Origin of the sequence: Paenibacillus sp. FSL M7-0896, from assembly GCF_037975415.1 — a bacterium.
In the GTDB taxonomy this organism is placed as follows: Bacteria; Bacillota; Bacilli; order Paenibacillales; family Paenibacillaceae; genus Paenibacillus_AQ; species Paenibacillus_AQ silagei.
On record NZ_CP150250.1, the window covers coordinates 2,185,303 to 2,202,437 of the forward strand.

14 protein-coding genes and 1 tRNA gene are annotated in these 17,135 nt (G+C 53.4%); 12 read left to right on the forward strand and 3 right to left on the reverse strand.

The features are described 5' to 3' along the window. The first annotated feature begins 9 nt into the window (after positions 1–9). On the forward strand, positions 10–1,821 hold the full coding sequence (locus tag MKY12_RS09130) for a sensor histidine kinase (protein ID WP_339255247.1): 1,812 nt from the start codon (positions 10–12) through the stop codon (positions 1,819–1,821). Beyond that, complete coding sequence (locus tag MKY12_RS09135; RefSeq protein WP_339255249.1) at positions 1,814–3,454, forward strand: response regulator; 1,641 nt, start codon at positions 1,814–1,816, stop codon at positions 3,452–3,454. Before MKY12_RS09130 ends, MKY12_RS09135 begins: the two co-directional genes overlap by 8 nt. Before the next feature lie 337 nt (positions 3,455–3,791). Here MKY12_RS09135 and MKY12_RS09140 read toward each other — a convergent pair whose 3' ends face one another. Next, complete coding sequence (locus MKY12_RS09140; RefSeq protein ID WP_339255250.1) at positions 3,792–5,072, reverse strand: histidine--tRNA ligase; 1,281 nt, start codon at positions 5,070–5,072, stop codon at positions 3,792–3,794. A gap of 132 nt (positions 5,073–5,204) precedes the next feature. Between MKY12_RS09140 and MKY12_RS09145 the strand changes: the two genes are divergently transcribed. From MKY12_RS09145 to MKY12_RS09155, 3 genes are all read left to right on the forward strand, one after another. Beyond that, a complete protein-coding gene (locus MKY12_RS09145; protein ID WP_339313536.1) occupies positions 5,205–5,345 on the forward strand; it encodes a hypothetical protein in 141 nt (46 codons plus the stop codon). 13 nt (positions 5,346–5,358) lie between these two features. Continuing rightward, a complete protein-coding gene (locus MKY12_RS09150; protein ID WP_339255253.1) occupies positions 5,359–6,012 on the forward strand; it encodes an HD domain-containing protein in 654 nt (217 codons plus the stop codon). A 91-nt stretch (positions 6,013–6,103) separates the two neighbouring features. Then, positions 6,104–7,555 (forward strand): DEAD/DEAH box helicase, encoded by a 1,452-nt coding sequence (locus MKY12_RS09155; RefSeq protein ID WP_339255255.1) that lies wholly within the window; start codon positions 6,104–6,106, stop codon positions 7,553–7,555. Between the two features lie 66 nt (positions 7,556–7,621). On the opposite strand, the gene MKY12_RS09160 is transcribed toward MKY12_RS09155, so the two are convergent. Beyond that, entirely contained in the window at positions 7,622–8,326 is a 705-nt protein-coding gene (locus MKY12_RS09160) for a hypothetical protein (protein ID WP_339313537.1), read from the reverse strand. Positions 8,327–8,531: 205 nt separating this feature from the next. Continuing rightward, positions 8,532–10,247 carry an ABC transporter ATP-binding protein gene (locus tag MKY12_RS09165; RefSeq protein WP_339313538.1) on the reverse strand — a complete coding sequence of 572 codons (1,716 nt, stop codon included), beginning with the start codon at positions 10,245–10,247 and terminating at the stop codon, positions 8,532–8,534. A 219-nt stretch (positions 10,248–10,466) separates the two neighbouring features. Here MKY12_RS09165 and MKY12_RS09170 point away from each other — a divergent pair, with 219 nt between their 5' ends. The 7 genes from MKY12_RS09170 (at position 10,467) to MKY12_RS09200 (ending at position 17,111) form a co-directional block, all read left to right on the forward strand. Further along, positions 10,467–10,571, forward strand: coding sequence for a YjcZ family sporulation protein (locus tag MKY12_RS09170; protein WP_209874443.1), 105 nt, complete (start codon positions 10,467–10,469; stop codon positions 10,569–10,571). 192 nt (positions 10,572–10,763) lie between these two features. After that, entirely contained in the window at positions 10,764–11,996 is a 1,233-nt protein-coding gene (locus tag MKY12_RS09175; protein WP_339255260.1) for an MFS transporter, read from the forward strand. A gap of 157 nt (positions 11,997–12,153) precedes the next feature. Beyond that, the gene (locus MKY12_RS09180; RefSeq protein WP_339255262.1) at positions 12,154–13,164 is read left to right on the forward strand and encodes an ABC transporter substrate-binding protein; all 1,011 of its coding nucleotides are present in this window, start codon (positions 12,154–12,156) and stop codon (positions 13,162–13,164) included. A 124-nt stretch (positions 13,165–13,288) separates the two neighbouring features. Continuing rightward, positions 13,289–14,899: a helix-turn-helix domain-containing protein gene (locus MKY12_RS09185; RefSeq protein ID WP_339313540.1), complete on the forward strand. Its 1,611-nt coding sequence runs from the start codon at positions 13,289–13,291 to the stop codon at positions 14,897–14,899. Positions 14,900–15,002: 103 nt separating this feature from the next. Then, positions 15,003–15,086: transfer RNA gene (locus tag MKY12_RS09190), tRNA-Leu, on the forward strand. A 437-nt stretch (positions 15,087–15,523) separates the two neighbouring features. Continuing rightward, positions 15,524–15,769 (forward strand): phosphopantetheine-binding protein, encoded by a 246-nt coding sequence (locus MKY12_RS09195; protein ID WP_042238312.1) that lies wholly within the window; start codon positions 15,524–15,526, stop codon positions 15,767–15,769. A gap of 13 nt (positions 15,770–15,782) precedes the next feature. Next, the gene (locus tag MKY12_RS09200) at positions 15,783–17,111 is read left to right on the forward strand and encodes a hypothetical protein (RefSeq protein ID WP_339313541.1); all 1,329 of its coding nucleotides are present in this window, start codon (positions 15,783–15,785) and stop codon (positions 17,109–17,111) included. The last annotated feature ends 24 nt before the right edge of the window (positions 17,112–17,135 follow it).

Consider the following 17,135-nt stretch of genomic DNA (forward strand, 5'->3'; position numbering starts at 1 on the left):
GGAATGCGGTTGAAATCCTTTCGCGGCTGGTTCAGGAACCTGGCGCTTGCGCGCAAGCTTATTCTTATCAATGTCGTGTTCATTGTGCTTCCGCTGGGACTGATGGGCTATTTCGCCTTTGCCCGTTTCACCGAAACGACCGAGCGCAAGGTAGGCGATTACCAGCTCCAGACGCTGAAGCAGCTTACCCTGAATATCGATACCTATATGAATGAGCTGAACCGGCTGACCGTGATGCCCTATCAATATCCCAAGGTGACCGATTATCTGGCCACGAAGCGTGCTCCCGGCGAACCCCTGACGCTGGATGAGATCAGCGGACTCAACAGCTTCGTCACCCAGGTGTTTCTGAACGGCCGGGTCGATATTCTGGGCGTATCCCTGTACGGTACGGGCGGAGCTTCCTATGTGGTCATGCCGGAGAGCCAGTATGTCACGACTTACAAGCTGGATGAGAATGTGAGCTGGCTGAATAAGTTCAAGGGTCATTATGGACAGCCAGTCTATGTGGCCACGCATGATTTAAGGTCCAGCGGCGGAAATGTATATCAGGCCTTCTCCATCGTAAGGGAGCTGCGCAGCTTCGATGACGGAGTCACGCTCGGGTACATTGTCATTGATGTGGACCCCAAGTTCATCCGTGAGATTCTGTCCAAGGTAACGCTGGACCCCCAGGAGCTGCTGTACATTACGGATGATTCCGGCAACCTGGTTATCGGCAAGGATCACGGAATTCCGCAGGGAGTAGCGGATGGTTCCTCCGGCAGAACGGGCGAAGGGGTCAGCCATGTGAAGTCCGGGGGTGAAGGGCTGCTGGTCGCCCATGTCACCTCTGAGGTGACCGGCTGGACCACCGTGGGCGTTGTGCCGGTGTCCGGTCTGATGAAGGATACCGAGGTGCTGCGCACGTATCTTATTCTCATTGGCGTGATCTGTGTAGGCCTGGCCTTGCTGCTGTATGTGTTCATCGCCTACCGGATCACCCAGCCGCTGCGCAAGCTGAGCCGGCTGATGCGTAGTGTTGAGCGCGGCGATCTGAGTCAGGCTTTTCCGGTGAGCGGGACGGATGAGGTGGGGCTGCTGGGCCATTCGTTTAACGGCATGATTGCCAAGCTCAGCGAGCTGGGTTATCTGCTCTATGAGACGGAAATCCGCGAGAAGGATGCGCAGATTGCCGCGCTGCAGAGCAAGATCAATCCGCATTTTCTGTACAATACACTGGGCTCAATCAGTATGTATGCCGAGCTTGAGGGCAGCCCGGAGATTATAACCATGTCTAACAACCTGAGTAAGCTGCTGCGTTACAGTCTGAGCGGGCGCAAGGAGCAGGTGACGCTGCAGGATGAGTTGGACCATGTAAGCGGCTATATGGCCATCCAGCAGATGCGCTATGAGGAACGTATTCAATTCACGATGAATATTGAGCCCTCCCTGCTGGACTGCGAGGTCATTCCGCTGATGATCCAGCCGCTGGTCGAGAATGCCATTAATCATGCGCTGGACCAGGGGGTGGGCCGGGGCGTGATTACATTGACCGCAGGCAGCAGCAATCAGGTGCTTACAATTACGGTCGAGGATGACGGCATCGGTATGAATGCGGAGGCGCTGGAGGCGCTCCGGCAGCATCTGCGGAATACGGAGGAGCTCGGCGGGCGCTCCGGCAACGGGCTGCTGAATGTCCACCGCCGGATCGTGCTGCATTACGGGGAGGAATACGGCCTCTCACTGGAGAGTATGCCGTATCAGGGCTTCAAGGCCGTGCTCAAGCTGCCGGTCATTCATCATCAGGGCATTGCAAGGGAGGATGACGGGGTTGCCTAAAATATTGATTGTTGACGATGAATCGGTCTTCCGCAAAGGACTGCGCAAAATGATCACCAGCCTGGACAGCAACTGGGAGGTGGTCGGTGAAGCCAGCGACGGCTATGATGCACTCGACAAGCTGGCCGAGCTGTCTCCGGAGGTGCTGCTCACCGATATCCGCATGCCGCGGATGGACGGTATCCAGCTGCAGCAATTGGCTGCGGGTCGCTTCAAGGATCTGATGACCATCGTGGTCAGCGGTTATGATGAATTCGCTTATGTGCAGCAGTCCATGCGCCAGGGGGCGAAGGACTATCTGATGAAGCCGGTGGAACGCCAGGAGCTGGGCCGTGTGCTGGAGCGGCTGGGGCAGGAGCTGGCCGAGCGTCACAAGCAGTCTGCGCGAAGCGGTCAGCCGTGGCAGGTGCAGCCTGTGCTGAAACGGCATGTGGCCGGTCATCTGGCGGACAGTCTGCTGAAAGGCAAGACGGCGGACAGCGACTTGCGGCTGCTGCGTGAGCTGGGCTTCGCCTTCGGTCATCCCTATTTCATCTGCATGGTCATCAAGCTGGATAAGCATTCCGTGGAGAAGGAGCGTTATCAGCGGGGAGATGCATCGTTGTTCCTCCTGTATATCCAGCAGGTCGTCCAGGAGATGATCGATCGTCAGGCCGTAGGAATAAGCTTCGTGCAGTCGGATACTGAGGTGGTTGCCCTGCTTAATACAGCAGACCCGCAGCATTCCCTGTCAGCGCCGGGAGCACTGGGGGACCTGATCCGCAGGCAGATCCGTTCCTTGTCCAATCTGACGGTGACGATCGGGGTCAGCAATCCGGCAGAAGGGCTGCCGGGAATCCCCAGAGCCTACAACGAGGCCGGAATTGCCCTCCTGTACCGGTTGATTGAAGGCGGTGACAAGCTGCTGGATTATGCCAAAATGAAGCAGCGCCCCAACGAAGGCAGCGGCCCCCTGAAGTGGTCCTGGGAGATCCTGGAGAAGTCGATTACCGGCGGAAGAGGAGCCGGCATCGGCCCGATTGTGGAGCAAATGATCGAGGAGCTGTGCAGCACGGCCGAATCACCCGAGAGCATTCACCAGCAAATCTGCAAGCTGCTGCTGTATTATTATGAATTGTCCGAGGAGCTTGGGGTTACCGAATCATGGCTGGGCTCGAAGGATATCCGCACCATCCTGTTCGAGGTGTGCAGCCTCTCTTCACGGCAGGAGCTTGCCGAGCAATGCCGTGGGCTGCTGCTCACCCTGACCGGCTGCATTGCCGAATCCAGAGAGATGAAGGATATCGATCCGGTCACTGTGGCCCAGCGCTACATTTCGCAGCATTATCATCATCCGCTGAGCCTCAAGGAGGTAGCCGAAAAAGTATATTTGAACCCGGTATATTTCAGCAATCTGTTCAAGCAGAGGACCGGCGTCACCTTTAGCGAATTTGTCACGCATATCCGCATGGAGGAGGCCCGCAGGAAGCTGGCCTTTACCGGGGAGAAGATCAGCAGAATCGCTGAGGAGACGGGCTTCGGCAACGTGCGCCACTTCAACCGTGTGTTCAAGAATTGCAGCGGTCTATCGCCCAAAGCGTACAGGGACAGCTCGCGCAGGGTACAGACGGCTTCTATGGATGTTAAGGACTGATAATAAAGACTGTTAATAAGGACTGCTTGCAGCTTCTTTACTCTTTAACCCGTTTAACCATGGAGTTATACGAAATCCTGCACAGAATACAACAATGCGTGATCCAAAACGGCAATCTGGTGGAAATCCTGCACAAAAGACAACAATCGGTGCTCGCCAGGCGTCACTGCGTTGGGAATCCTGCATAAAGTGCAACAATTTGCATTATTGGAGATAAGTCTGATAAAAATCCTGCTAAAAATGCAACAATATGTTGTCGCCACGCGTAATCTGAAACTGATCCTATACTGATAGCCAAACAGGCGAGGGGGAGATACTCCAATTTACTTAACAACCATCATTTCGAAGTCAAGCGAACCGCCTCTTCAGCCGTAACCAGCTGCTCGCTCCCCAGCTCCATATCCTTCAGCCGCAGCTTCTGCTCAGCGGCTTCGCTCTCTCCGACCATAATCACATAGCGGATGCCCTTGGCGCTGGCTGTGGCCAGCGTTTTTTTGAGCTTGCGCATGCCGGTGTCCACTGTGACCCGGATGCCTGCCGAACGCAGCGCAGCAGCAGCAACCAGAGCCTGCGGCAAATACCCGCCAATGGGAATAATCAGAACGCCGGAACGCTCCGCCGCTGCCTGCTCCCGGCGTTCGCCTAACAGGGCCATGATCGACTCCATGCCGAAGGAGATCCCCACGGTAGGGTATTTGATATCATCACGCCCCACGAGCTTGCCGATGATGTCGTCATATCTGCCCCCGCCGCCCAGGCTTGAGGGATAGCTGCCTGAAGCATCGAAGATTTCATAGACTGTCCCCGTGTAGAATGACAGCCCGCGTGACAGAAATGGATCGAAGACGCACATGTCCGCAAGTCCAACCGCATCAATCAGCTGCTGCAAGGCCTGCACTTCGAGCGTCCCCGGCAGCCCTTCAAGCTTATACCGCTCCACCAGTTCCTTGAATCCCGGGTTCTTCAGCTCCAGCAGCTCTGAGATCAGTGTAACCGTCTGAGCGGTTAGCTGCTTGTCCGTCAGCTCTGCCAGCACCCCGCCGCTGCCGATCTTAGCCAGCTTGTCGAGGGTCAGCATCACCGAGAGCTGTTCCTCTGCCGGAACCCCGACCGCCCCGAGAATCTCACCCAGGAAACGGCGGTTGTTCCACTTCAGCACAACCGGAATCGCAAGGCGGCGGAACGCCTCTGCGGCGAGCTGCATCAGCTCCGCTTCCGCCTGCGGTCCGGCAATGCCGACGACATCGGCGTCACATTGCAGGAATTCGCGCAGGCGGCCTTTTTTGACCGGACCATCGCGGAACACCTTCCCGATCTCATACCGCCGGTAGGGGAATTCAATGCCCGGATTTAAGGCAATCACCTTGGCAAAAGGGATCGTCAGATCGTAACGCAGCCCCAGCCTGCGCCCGCCCTGATCGGCCAACTGGTACATTTCGCGCAGAATCTCATCGCCCCCGGCGTATTTGGAGGTCAGCAGCTCCAGCTCATTCAGCAGGGTTGTATCCATCGATTCGAAGCCGTACAGCTCGAACAACTCCTGCAGCGTAGTGCGCACCTTCTGGCGGATGGCCTGTTCCCGGCCGAAGTAATCGTAAGTTCCTTTAATATTTTGCATACAGCACAGCTCCTTTAGATGTGAATTCCGGTAAAATAAAAAACGCGCCGGACCCCATGGTCCTGCGCGCTTATCTATGCCGCAGGGAGGTCGAACGCGAAATGCGTTAGCCCTCCCTGAATGAATTCAGGTGTGCTAACGCTGCTTGTGATGATGAAGCTGATTCGTTATGATGGACAAGCGGTTCATGCGAATCAATTCCCTTCCGGCTGGATTACAGCACATTATAGCGGATCAGGAGCAACCGCGCAAGACCTGCATTATTTTCCATAAAGGAGCAATCATAATGAATCATACAGAGCTGATTACAGCAGCAGAGAACTTCGCGAAGGAGCAACTCGGCCAGGATACCACCGGCCATGACTGGTTCCATACCAACCGGGTACGGAATTCGGCTGCGCTGATTGCCGGGATGGAAGGGGCAAATGTGGTGATCTGCACCATAGCCGCCCTGTTGCATGATGTAGCAGACGAGAAGCTGAACCCCTCCAAGGAGGCGGGGCTGCTCAAAGTACAAACATGGCTCACCGCACATCTGCCGGATGAAGCTGCGTGCAGGCATATTATGGAGATCATCGGGACAATGTCCTTCAGCGGCGGCGGGGGCGAGCCCATGTCAACGCTGGAAGGGCAGGTGGTCCAGGATGCGGACCGTCTGGATGCGCTCGGGGCGATCGGCATCACGCGGACGATGGTTTTCTCCGGTGCGAAGGGCCGTCCGGTCTATGATCCGGAGATTCCCCCGCGTGACGAATCGCTGAAGAAGGAATACCGCGATTATTCCAAGGGTACGGCGGTCAATCATTTTTATGAGAAGCTGCTGAAGCTGAAGGACCTCATGAACACCCCGCACGGCAAGCAATTGGCGGAGGAGCGGCACCGGTTCATGCTGATTTTTCTGGAGCAATTCGATAAGGAATGGAATCAGGGGGCGGAGTAGGTGTTATAATGGAATAATGCGCAAGATGGATGGAACGCGGGCTGGCCCCGCCTGAACCGGAACAATCAGCATAGAAGAGGTAGAATATAATATGAGTGAAGAACAAGTACAGTTTAGTGATTATGGTCTGAATGAGGAGATTATCCGCGCGCTGGAGGTTCTGAAGTATGTGGACCCCACCGAGGTGCAGCGGAAGGTGATTCCGGTAGCGCTCAAGAGGCAGGATTTGATCGTCAAGTCTCAGACCGGCAGCGGCAAAACCGCAGCATTCGCCATCCCGCTCTGCGAGCTTGCCGATTGGGCGGAGAACAAACCCCAGGCGCTGGTGCTGACCCCTACCCGGGAGCTGGCCCAGCAGGTGAGAGAGGATATTACGAACATCGGGCGCTTCAAGCGGATCAAGGCGGTAGCCTTGTTCGGCAAGCAGCCTTTTGCCCCGCAGAAGCTGGAGCTGACCCAGAAGACGCATGTCGTTGTAGGCACGCCGGGCCGTGTATTCGACCATATTGAGCGCGGTACGCTGAACCTGAGCCGGATACAATATCTGGTGATTGACGAAGCGGACGAGATGCTCAGTATGGGCTTCATCGAACAGATCGAGAAGATCATTAAGCAGCTGCCCAAGGAACGTGTAACGATGCTGTTCTCGGCGACACTGCCGGAAGTGATCAAGAATCTGTGCCGGAAGTATATGACGGACCCGGTGGATATTGAGATTGAAGCCAGCGGAATTACGACAGCATCGATTGAGCATGCCTTGATTGAGGTTGTACAAGCTGCCAAGTTCGGGCTGCTCAGCGACCTGCTGACGGTGGAGAACCCGGATAGCTGTATTATTTTTTGCCGGACCCAGGAGCAGGTGAATGCCCTCTTCCGCGGGATGGCCGACCTCGAATATCCGGTGGACAAGATTCACGGCGGCATGGAGCAGGACGAGCGGTTTGAGGTGATGAATGCTTTTAAGCGGGGCCAGTTCCGTTATCTGATCGCCACCGACGTTGCGGCCAGAGGAATTGATATCGAGAACATCACCCATGTCATCAACTACGATATCCCGCTCGAAAAAGAGAGCTACGTCCACCGCACCGGCCGGACTGCCCGCGCAGGCAAAAGCGGCAAAGCGATCACCTTCGTGACGCCGAATGAACACAAATGGGTCAGAGAAATCGAAGGCTATATCGGCTTCAGCCTGCCGGAGATGAAGGCTCCTTCGGACGATGCCGTGGCCTATGCCAAACCTGCCTTCGATCTGAAGCTGGGCAAGCAGCAGGTCCGCAAAGCCGGCAAAACCGAGGTCATGAACCAGGACATCATGAAGCTCTATTTCAATGGCGGCAAGAAAAAGAAGCTCCGCGCGGTGGACTTCGTCGGCACCATTGCGAAGCTTGAGGGCATTTCGGCTGAGGACATCGGGATCATCACGATTCAGGATAACGTGACCTACGTCGATATTCTGAACGGTAAGGGCTCGCTTGTACTGCAGGCGATGAAGGAGACTACCGTGAAGGGCAAGCTGCTGAAGTGCCATATTGCTAAAAAATAAAAGGATGCTGTCTCATTGGCGATCACGACATTGGGGCAGCTTTTTTTTGACATTATGACGGATTGTCTAAGGCTGAATTAGTGTGCGGATTTCTTTGTCTACAATTCGGGTGTCCCCGGGCGAAAAAAATACTTCGACTCCATCATCGGCAAGAGAAAAAGCGTAGGCAATCGGCTGATCGGTGTAGTAGACTACTTTATAGTATTCTGGATCTCCTTCCTTATTTTGAGGGGTATAGTTTTGTGTGTTTTTCCCGCTTTCCAGCAGGTGAATGAACCGTTTGGCTTCACTGTCGGATAAAGTCCTGTAAGGCTTCACATTCTCCAGACGAAATAATTCAATTCGTTCTATTTTGTCTTTATTTATGTCTTTATAAGATTGCCGTACCTTTTTAGTGAAATCATCCTCTACATAGATGCGGTAGCCCCCAATGCTTGCTTCATCCATAGCAGCAATGACTTCATTGGTCTTAAAGCCTTCAACACGGTATAACGGGGTTCCCTTTTCTAAAAAGGCAGCATCCCCATCCTTTATCCGGTAATCCGGATTAGTGACAACATCCGCGACTTTAAAATCCACCTTACCAACAATCTCAGTAGTGACCTGACTTGGATTCTTAATTACGCGGTCCCAAGATCCGGAGTATGAAACTCCATTTATTTTAACAAAATCTACCCAATCAATTTCAGAGCTTCCCTTTATCCGATCCCCTTTCGAGCAGCCGGACAAGAGTACAACAACCGTTAACACGATGAGCATTTTAATTCTCATAGCATGGCCCCGCTTTCTTCAGAATCATAATAGATTAAGGAAATCCAGTAATTGTATTCTTAGACGAAAATATTCATCGGAGGTTGCAGCAACCAAGCCCGCCAACGCAAAAAAACTTGCGAAATACAGCCAATGGCTGCATCCCGCAAGGGTATTCATGTGCAATGTCTTTAATTAATGCTGTTTCCGCATCAGGAGGATGCCCCTAGGCATTGTACTGCGCCTGATACAGGCGGCTGTACGTGCCACCGGCGTTCACCAGCTCCTCGTGGCGGCCTTCCTCGGAGATGCCGTCCTCGCTGACAACAACGATCCGGTCAGCGTTCTTAATCGTCGTCAGGCGGTGGGCAATGACCAGCGTGGTGCGGCCCACCGACAGGTCGGCCAGTGACTGCTGGATCGCTGCTTCTGTCTCGGTATCGAGCGCAGAGGTCGCTTCATCCAGGATCAGAATCGGCGGATTCTTCAGGAACATCCGGGCAATGGCCAGGCGCTGCTTCTGTCCGCCGGACAGCTTGACACCGCGTTCGCCGATCACAGTGTCCATGCCATTCGGCAGGCTGTTAATCAGCTCCTCCAGGCGGGCCTGACGGGCAGCCTGCCAGATTTCCTGCAGCCCTGCATCAAGCTTGCCGTAGGCAATATTCTCACGGATCGTGCCGGAGAAGAGGAACACGTCCTGCTGTACGATTCCGATCTGCTTGCGCAGCGAGCTGAGCTTCATATCTCGGATGTCGATCCCGTCGATGGAGATCGCGCCGCCGGTCACATCGTAGAACCGGGGGAGCAGGCTGCAGATGGTTGTTTTCCCCGCACCGGAGGGTCCGACGAAGGCAATCGTCTCACCGGCGTTAACGTTCAGGCTAATATCCTCCAGCACCTTGCGGTCGTCTTCATAGCCGAAGCTGACATTGCTGAAGCTGATATCCCCGCGAAGCGGGCCAACCGCTACTGCATCCGGTTTGTCAGCGATATCCGGCTCGGTATCAATGACTTCCAGATAACGTTTAAAGCCGGCAATCCCCTTCGGATAACTCTCGATAACAGCATTAATCTTCTCAATCGGCCGGAAGAAGACGTTGGACAGCAGAATGAAAGCGACGAATTCCCCGATTTCCAGCTCTCCCTGAATGAAGAACCACGCCCCGCAGACCATCACTACAATGGTGATCAGACGGGTCATCATATAGCTGACCGACGAGCTTTTGGCCATCAGCTTGTACGCCATCAGCTTGGTCTCGCGGAACTTCTGGTTGTCCACAGCGAACAGCTCTTTCTCGAATTCTTCATTGGCAAAAGACTGGACCACGCGGATGCCGCCGACATTATCTTCAATCCGGGCATTGAAGTTTCCTACGTTGCCGAATAGACGGTGATAGGTTTCAGTCATGCTGCGTCCGAAGTGGATAATGACCCAGGCCATAATCGGCACGATGATGAAGGTGATCACGGCCAGCTGAAGATTGATATCGGCCATCAGCACAAATGCGCCGACCAGCGTCATGACGGCAATGAACACATCCTCCGGCCCGTGATGCGCGACTTCCCCGATATCGTTCAGGTCATTGGTTATTCTGCCGAGCAGGTGACCTGTTTTATTGTTGTCGAAGAACCGGAAGCTGAGCTTCTGGATATGATCGAACATTTTTTTGCGCATATTGGTTTCAATATTAATGCCCAGCATATGCCCCCAGTAGGTAACGACGTAATTCATCGCCGTATTGAGCGCATAGATCCCGAGCAGGGCAACGCAGGCAATCAGAATCAGCGGCCAATCCTGACCCGGCAGCAGATCATCAATGAATTTATTGACAGCCACCGGAAAAGCAAGCTCCAGCAGACCGGCACCCACCGCACAGGTGAAATCAAGGATAAACAGCTTCTTGTAAGGACGGTAATAGGAGAAAAAACGACGCAGCATCTCTTGTTCACTCTTTTCTGTAATATGTTATGTATCTGGTTATTGAGATTGATTCTCAATTGAACCTATGTTTAGGATACTAAAGCGGGTTACACGTTTTGTCAACGGTGAGAACATTTAAATTAGAAATATACTGCGGAATTCATTGCCGTTTAACCCATACCGAAAAGCGAATTTATACATATTTTAACAATATACAGGCATAAAGGAGGAGTTAACATGAGCGAAAATATTGGGGGATACGGCGGAGTCTTCACTTCAACTGGAGCGATTCTGGTTCTATTCATCCTGCTCGTCATCATCACTAAATCCTTCTGTCTCTAATTCTGTTTCACTTGTTGCCCTGCCGCCGGCCCTGAGACCGGCGGTTTTCTTCTGCCTAGGAGGCTGCTCCATCAAGCGATATGGTATAATGAAATAATGCGCCTAGGTTGAAGGGCGTAATACATATAGCGGCTGTATTCCCTGACAAGCCCCGGGCTTGACGGGTGCTTTGCTGCGACCTGGAGGTACAACATGAAGCTCGGCCGTGAAAATAACAAGAGGACAAGCCCGGCCTTGTCCTCATCTGCTGCGGATATCCGCAGCAGATGGATGCTCGTCTTCGGAATCATCTGTGTGGCCGCTGCCCTGCGCGCCCCGTTCACTTCCGTCGGACCTCTGCTGGAGATGATCCGGGATGACCTGGGGTTGTCGAATACTCTGGCGGGAGCGATTACGACTTTACCTTTACTGGCTTTTGCCCTGCTGTCACCGTTTGCGCCCCGGCTGGCCCGCAAGCTGGGACTGCCCAATATCCTGGTGCTGGCCATGCTCACGCTGTCCATGGGAATTCTGGTTCGTTCGGCTTCCGGCACGGTAACCTTCTTCGCAGGTACGGCGATGATCGGTCTGTCGATTGCCGTCTGTAATGTGCTGCTGCCGGGACTGATCAAGGGGAAATTTCCGCACCGCATCGGTCTGATGACCGGAATCTATACCGTGTCCATGAACATATGTGCAGCGGCTGCTTCGGGGCTGAGTGTTCCCTTGGCCACCCGTGCGGGGCTGGGGTGGAGAGGGACGCTGGCGCTCTGGTTCATGATTGCTGCACTGGCTACGATTTTCTGGATTCCGCAGCTGAAGAGTCTGGGGTCAGGGCAGGCTGGCACTGCATCCCCTTCAGCGGCAAGGGTCTGGCGCTCCCCGCTCGCCTGGCAGGTTACGCTGTTCATGGGGCTGCAATCCCTGCTCTATTATGTGCTGATTGCCTGGTTCTCGGTGATCCTAGGTGAGCGGGGGATGTCTGCCGGCCATGCCGGCTGGATTCTCTCGCTGATGCAGCTGGCCCAGCTGCCGTTCACCTTCTTCGTGCCGCTCTGGGTGGGAAGGATGAAGAGCCAACGGCAGCCGGTGGTGATAACTTCGGTTCTGTTTATCACTGGCATCCTTGGCGTCTGGCTGGGCAGTACCGCACTGATGGCATTATGGGCTATCTGCATAGGGATTGCCGGGGGCTTCGCCTTCGGTCTGGCGATGATGTTTTTCAGCCTGCGCACCCGGACCACACAGGAGGCCAGCGAGCTGTCAGGGATGGCTCAGTCTGCCGGATATTTGCTGGCGGCGGCGGGACCTGCACTGTTTGGCCTGCTGCATGATGCTGCGGGGAGCTGGAATCTACCGCTTGCGCTGCTTGTATTAGCAAGCGTACTGCTGTTCGCAGCCGGTATGGGGGCCGGACGCGACAGATATGTGGGAGACCGCTTATAAACGATGGGCCCGTCAGCTTGGCAGGGTCAAACTATAAGTTTGTATAAGATTTTCGCAGAGAAAGTGCATTGAAAGCTGATCCTGGCATGCTACTATTGTGTTTAAGATCATCTGAGAATGATTATCAATGAAATTAGACACAGGAGTGAAGAGAGACATGAACAATTGGGGCCTGAAAATCATTTGGACCGCTGTACTTATCCTGGCAATGTCCGCTATCGCGGCCTGCGGAACGAATAACAAGGCTGCGGACGGCAAGAATGTCCAGACAGGAAATGCGGCAGCTGCCAGTGCAGCTCCTGCAGAGACTGGCAGAGCGACAGCTTCAGAAGGGGCAACACGGACGGTAACCGGGGAATTCGGGGAGGTGGAGATTCCGGCGAACCCTCAGCGGGTAGCGGGAATCTACGTGGAAGATTACTTGAAGGCGCTTGGCGTCACCCCGGTGGTGCAGTGGTACCATCCCAGCTGGGGCAAGCAGGATTATCTGAATCTGGATGTGCCTGAATTTGATATCAGCGGCAGCATAGAAGCGCTGCTCGATAAGAAACCGGATCTGATCATTACCGATGGCGGTGCAGATGCCGCTAAGGTTGAGCAGTATTCCCTGGTAGCCCCAACCTACCGCCTGCCGGAGAGCGTATTGCAGGATTCAAGGCTAATCCTTACAGCGGTTGCAGACGCGCTCGGTATTCCTGAGAAGGGGAAGGCTGTACTGGCCGAATATGACCAGAAGGTAGCAGACGGCAAAGCCGCATTGCAGCAGGCCTTGGGACAAGAGAAGGTGGCTGTGATCCGGCTTAATGTGGCAGACAAAACCGTTGCTCTTTTTGGAGTCAAAAACCGTTTTACCGGTGTGCTCTATAATCAATTCGGTCTGACACCTGCTCCTATGGCCGCTGAGATGACGGAATTTCAGTCGATCATCTCCGAAGAAGTGATCCCCGAGCTTGAAGCGGATCATATCATTGTGTTCCCTGACAACGGGAATTGGGATACTGCGGCCAACCAGGAGGCGATCCAAATTCTCGATGGCCCTTTGTGGAAGAACCTGCCTGCGGTCAAGAACGGCAATATCTACCGGATGGAGCGTTCACACTGGCAATCAGGGGGGATTACGGCCAACCAGATGAAGCTGGATGATCTGCTTAAGGTAATGGTGAAGTAATTCAGCGTTAAGCGACGGTGAGTCTATAAGCGAGAAGAAGGTCTATCCGCAAGGTTGATAGATCTTCTTTTTTGTTTTACACTGAAGTCTATGATAATGATTCTCAGTCAGGAGGGGCGGCAGAATGACCGAACAGTTGCAGGAACACACCAGGAGAAGGCTGCTCCACAGCCTGATAAATATAGAAGCGGTGACCCGCACCCCGTCCGGGAAGGATCAGACCGAAGTCTATCGGGAGCATACCCTAATCATTGTGACCGAAGGGCAGGGGTGGCTGAAGGCAGAAGACAGAAGGTACTTTTTGGACAAAGGGGCCGGGTTCCTGATCGAAGCCGGATCACTGAACCGGATTCAGGCCGGCGAGCAGGGGATCAGCTGGTACCGGATGGAGTTCGCGCTGATTCCCGCAGGGCACGTCAAGCTTGGCACCGGAGATAAGGGGCAGGAGGAACATGCAGAATATTTGCTCTGCCCGGGATATCTGGATTGCCGGCCGTTCTCCCAGTGTGCCCTGCTGCTGGATTCCATCTATTATAGCTTCCGGCGCCCGGAGGATGTGGAATGGTTCGCGGCCCAGACCCGGTTCCAAGAGCTGCTGCTGTTGATTATGCGGGCGAATACTCCGGTACTGAAGGCTAAGGATGACCGTGAGGCCGTGGAAGCCTCGATCCGCTATATGGAAGAGCATTGCAGTGAACCGTTATCTGTCGATCAGCTGGCTGAGATTGCAGGGATCGGGCGTGCGCGTTATACGCAGATTTTCAAAGAAATTACGGGCCGGATGCCCTTGGAGCACCTGAACGGTCTGCGTATTGAACGGGCACAGCAGCAGCTTCTGCTGACCCGGGACCGGCTGCATGAGGTGGCCCTGGCTGCAGGCTACAGCAATGAGTATTATTTTAACCGGCGCTTCAAAAGAACAGTAGGGGTGACTCCCGGACAATACAGAAGCCTCCATCAGGAGGGCGTACGGGTATTTGCCCCTTTTCTGGAGGATTATCTGCTGGCACTCGGCATTACTCCGGTCGTGCAGTATTGCCATGCCAAGTGGGGCAAGCAGGAATACCTCGGGCTGGATCAGGTTCCGGCGTTCGATATCTCCAGCGGAGACTGGCAAGGACTCATCCGTTACAGTCCTGAGCTGATTATGCTGGATGACGGCTTCCAGCGCTGGCAGCTCGGAGAATGCAGCCGGGTGGCTCCATTGTTCCGGCTCCCGTTCCACCAGGAGGACTGGCGTGCCACGCTCCGCAGCGCAGGTGCAGTCTTCGGGAGAACGGGTCGGGTGCAGGAGGTCATCAGCGAATATGAGCAGCAGGCCCGGCAGGCAAAACGTCAGCTCAGCCGCAGCGTCCGGGGGCAGACAGTGGCACTGCTGCGGATTTCTGCCCATGGCATTGCCCTGTATGGCAGTGAGCATCTGGGATATGCAGCGGGTGTCCTCTATGAAGATCTGGAGCTGGGGCGGCATCCCCTGGTACGGCAGCTCACCCGTGGACAGAAGTGCGTGAGCCTGAGCCCTGAAGAGCTGTCCGGCTTGAATGCAGACCATTTGTTCATTACATTCGACCGGCAGGAGGGCGAGGGGCGTGAGCTGCTCGATACACCGCTCTGGAGAAGCCTGCCTGCAGTACGCAACCGCTGCGTGTACGAGGTGGATTTCATGGCCTGGATGAATTACGGTGTCCTGTCGCATCAGCGGAAGATCACGGATGTGCTGAAGGTATTGGCTTAAGGCACACCTCCCTACAGAAATACACACAAAAAAAGCTTGCAATTCCCCTCCAAAGAGAGTATATTCTTAATTACGGTGATTGAATCACTGTAATACATAATATGCGGTCATGGCGGAATTGGCAGACGCGCTGGCTTCAGGTGCCAGTGATAGCAATATCGTGGAGGTTCGAGTCCTCTTGACCGCATCATAGCTTACAATACAGGTTCTTGCTTGGCATTTATGCCGGCAGGGACCTGTTTTTGTTTGTCTATTTTTTAAGATCCTTTTTAGGTTGAACTTGAAAATAGAAAGACAGGGAAAAGTGGCGGAGGGGAATTTTGGAACTGTAGGAGCGATAGCGTCCGCCTTTGTCTGCGGATTTCCACCGCGAACAGCGGTATACAATCAAGAAATCTGCAGACAACAGCGGCCGGAGGGCCAAACATTCTCTGGAGTCACGGCAATCCCATACTAGTAAAACTACAAGTTTAATCTATATAGTTCTTTTCCCACTGTAATCAATCCAATAAAAATCCTATACATATCATAAAAATGTGCGTTAGATGCCGGAACCCTGAGGCTGTATCATAACTAGTAAGCAATTCGTTTATTTAAAATTCATGATGCGAGGAGAACGGTGATATGCAGGATACCATTGTGCGGATCTTGAGTGAAATTAAGAACAATCCAGAGCTGTTGCTCACTGCCACTGAAGCCACTGATATTGTGAATGATGTAGGTCTGGATTCCCTGCAGATGATTAATTTCATTCTCCGGATCGAAGACGAATTTGAAATTGAGTTTGATTTTGATCACTTTGCCTATGAGGATTTCCAGTCGATCGGGGATTTCATGGGGTTCATCACAGCCACGCAAACTGCTTCTTAAGGAGGCTTCATGGATGAAGTCAACCGTGGTTCTAGGCACCTTTGATTCTGAAGCGTGGTGGCGGAGTCCGCATGGATCTATGCTTCCTTCTATGAGCAGCAGCCAAGCTGTGACGATGGGTATGGATGAATTGTTGTTTCCGTTATGCAAGGAGCAGGACATTCTGTTCACCCGGCAGCCCATGGACGAGCATCTTAGAAGCTATTTATCGCAGCTCGGCTATACCTTCACGAATGTTCATTGCAGAAATCCTGTTCATGCGGATGACTACAGGCTGCATGTGTTTGATCTTCTAATGGCTGATGCAAGCTATTACCAGCAGGTACTCCCGCAAGATGCTCTATTCTCTCCCTATTCTATTCTGTCCGATACCAGTGAGTTAGTGCGCAGGTTCAATGTCGGTAATCAGTTTCCCTCCTTAGATACAGTTCGAGCTGTGAATTCAAAGATCTATTCTCATGAACTAAGACAAAGACTGGGCATTCGCAATATGTCCTCTATAGCTGACAGCTCGGAGGAACTGCTGGCCCTGGGTTCGGAGCTGCTACGGACCGGACAAGTGCTGGTGAAGGACCCTCTGGGTGTCTCAGGCCGGGGCAATATATTGATTTCGGGCGATAGAATGCTGAAGAGAATTGCGGCCTATCTGCAAGAGCAAGAGAATCGAGGCAAACAAACACAATTCATTATTGAACCCCTGCTTGATAAAACGGAGGATTTCTCCTGTCAGCTGTTCATAACAGAGCAGGGGGAAGTGGAGTTGTTCTCTGTTCAACGAATGGTAAACGAAGCCTTCTCTTATGTAGGCTCCTATCCTGCCGGTTCCGGGTTTACCCGGTCTCTCCGGGACAATGATTATTTCAGCATTATGGAAGAAGCCTGCAAGGACTTGTTCATGGCAGGCTATCACGGAGAGGTATGTATAGATTCCATGCTGCTGGCAAGCGGTGAGCTGGTACCCATCGTTGAGATTAATGCCAGAAAGTCCATGGGGCTGATTAATCATCATCTCAATAACTATTTACAGCAGTATTCTTTGTTCAGCTTTTTGACCTTTATCTCGGCAGGCTGCGCTGCGGAGGTGACCATGCTGCAGATTCTGGAGGCTCTAAGAGCAGGCGAATTGTTGTTTACGCAAGAGAACAGGCAAGGAATTATTCCGTTGGGTGCAAACACGCTGTTCGGCTCCGGCAATACCGTATTTACTGAGGCGAAGTCTGATTGGCGGAAGGGGAAGCTTTATGTAGCTGCTCCCTATGCTTCTGATATAAGTGAAGCATTAACTCTAGTCCAGCGGGTGAAGGACGTCTTGAAGTCTCTGGCGATTAAGATTTATAACTGACCCGTCTTTATTGTGAAAAGAGGG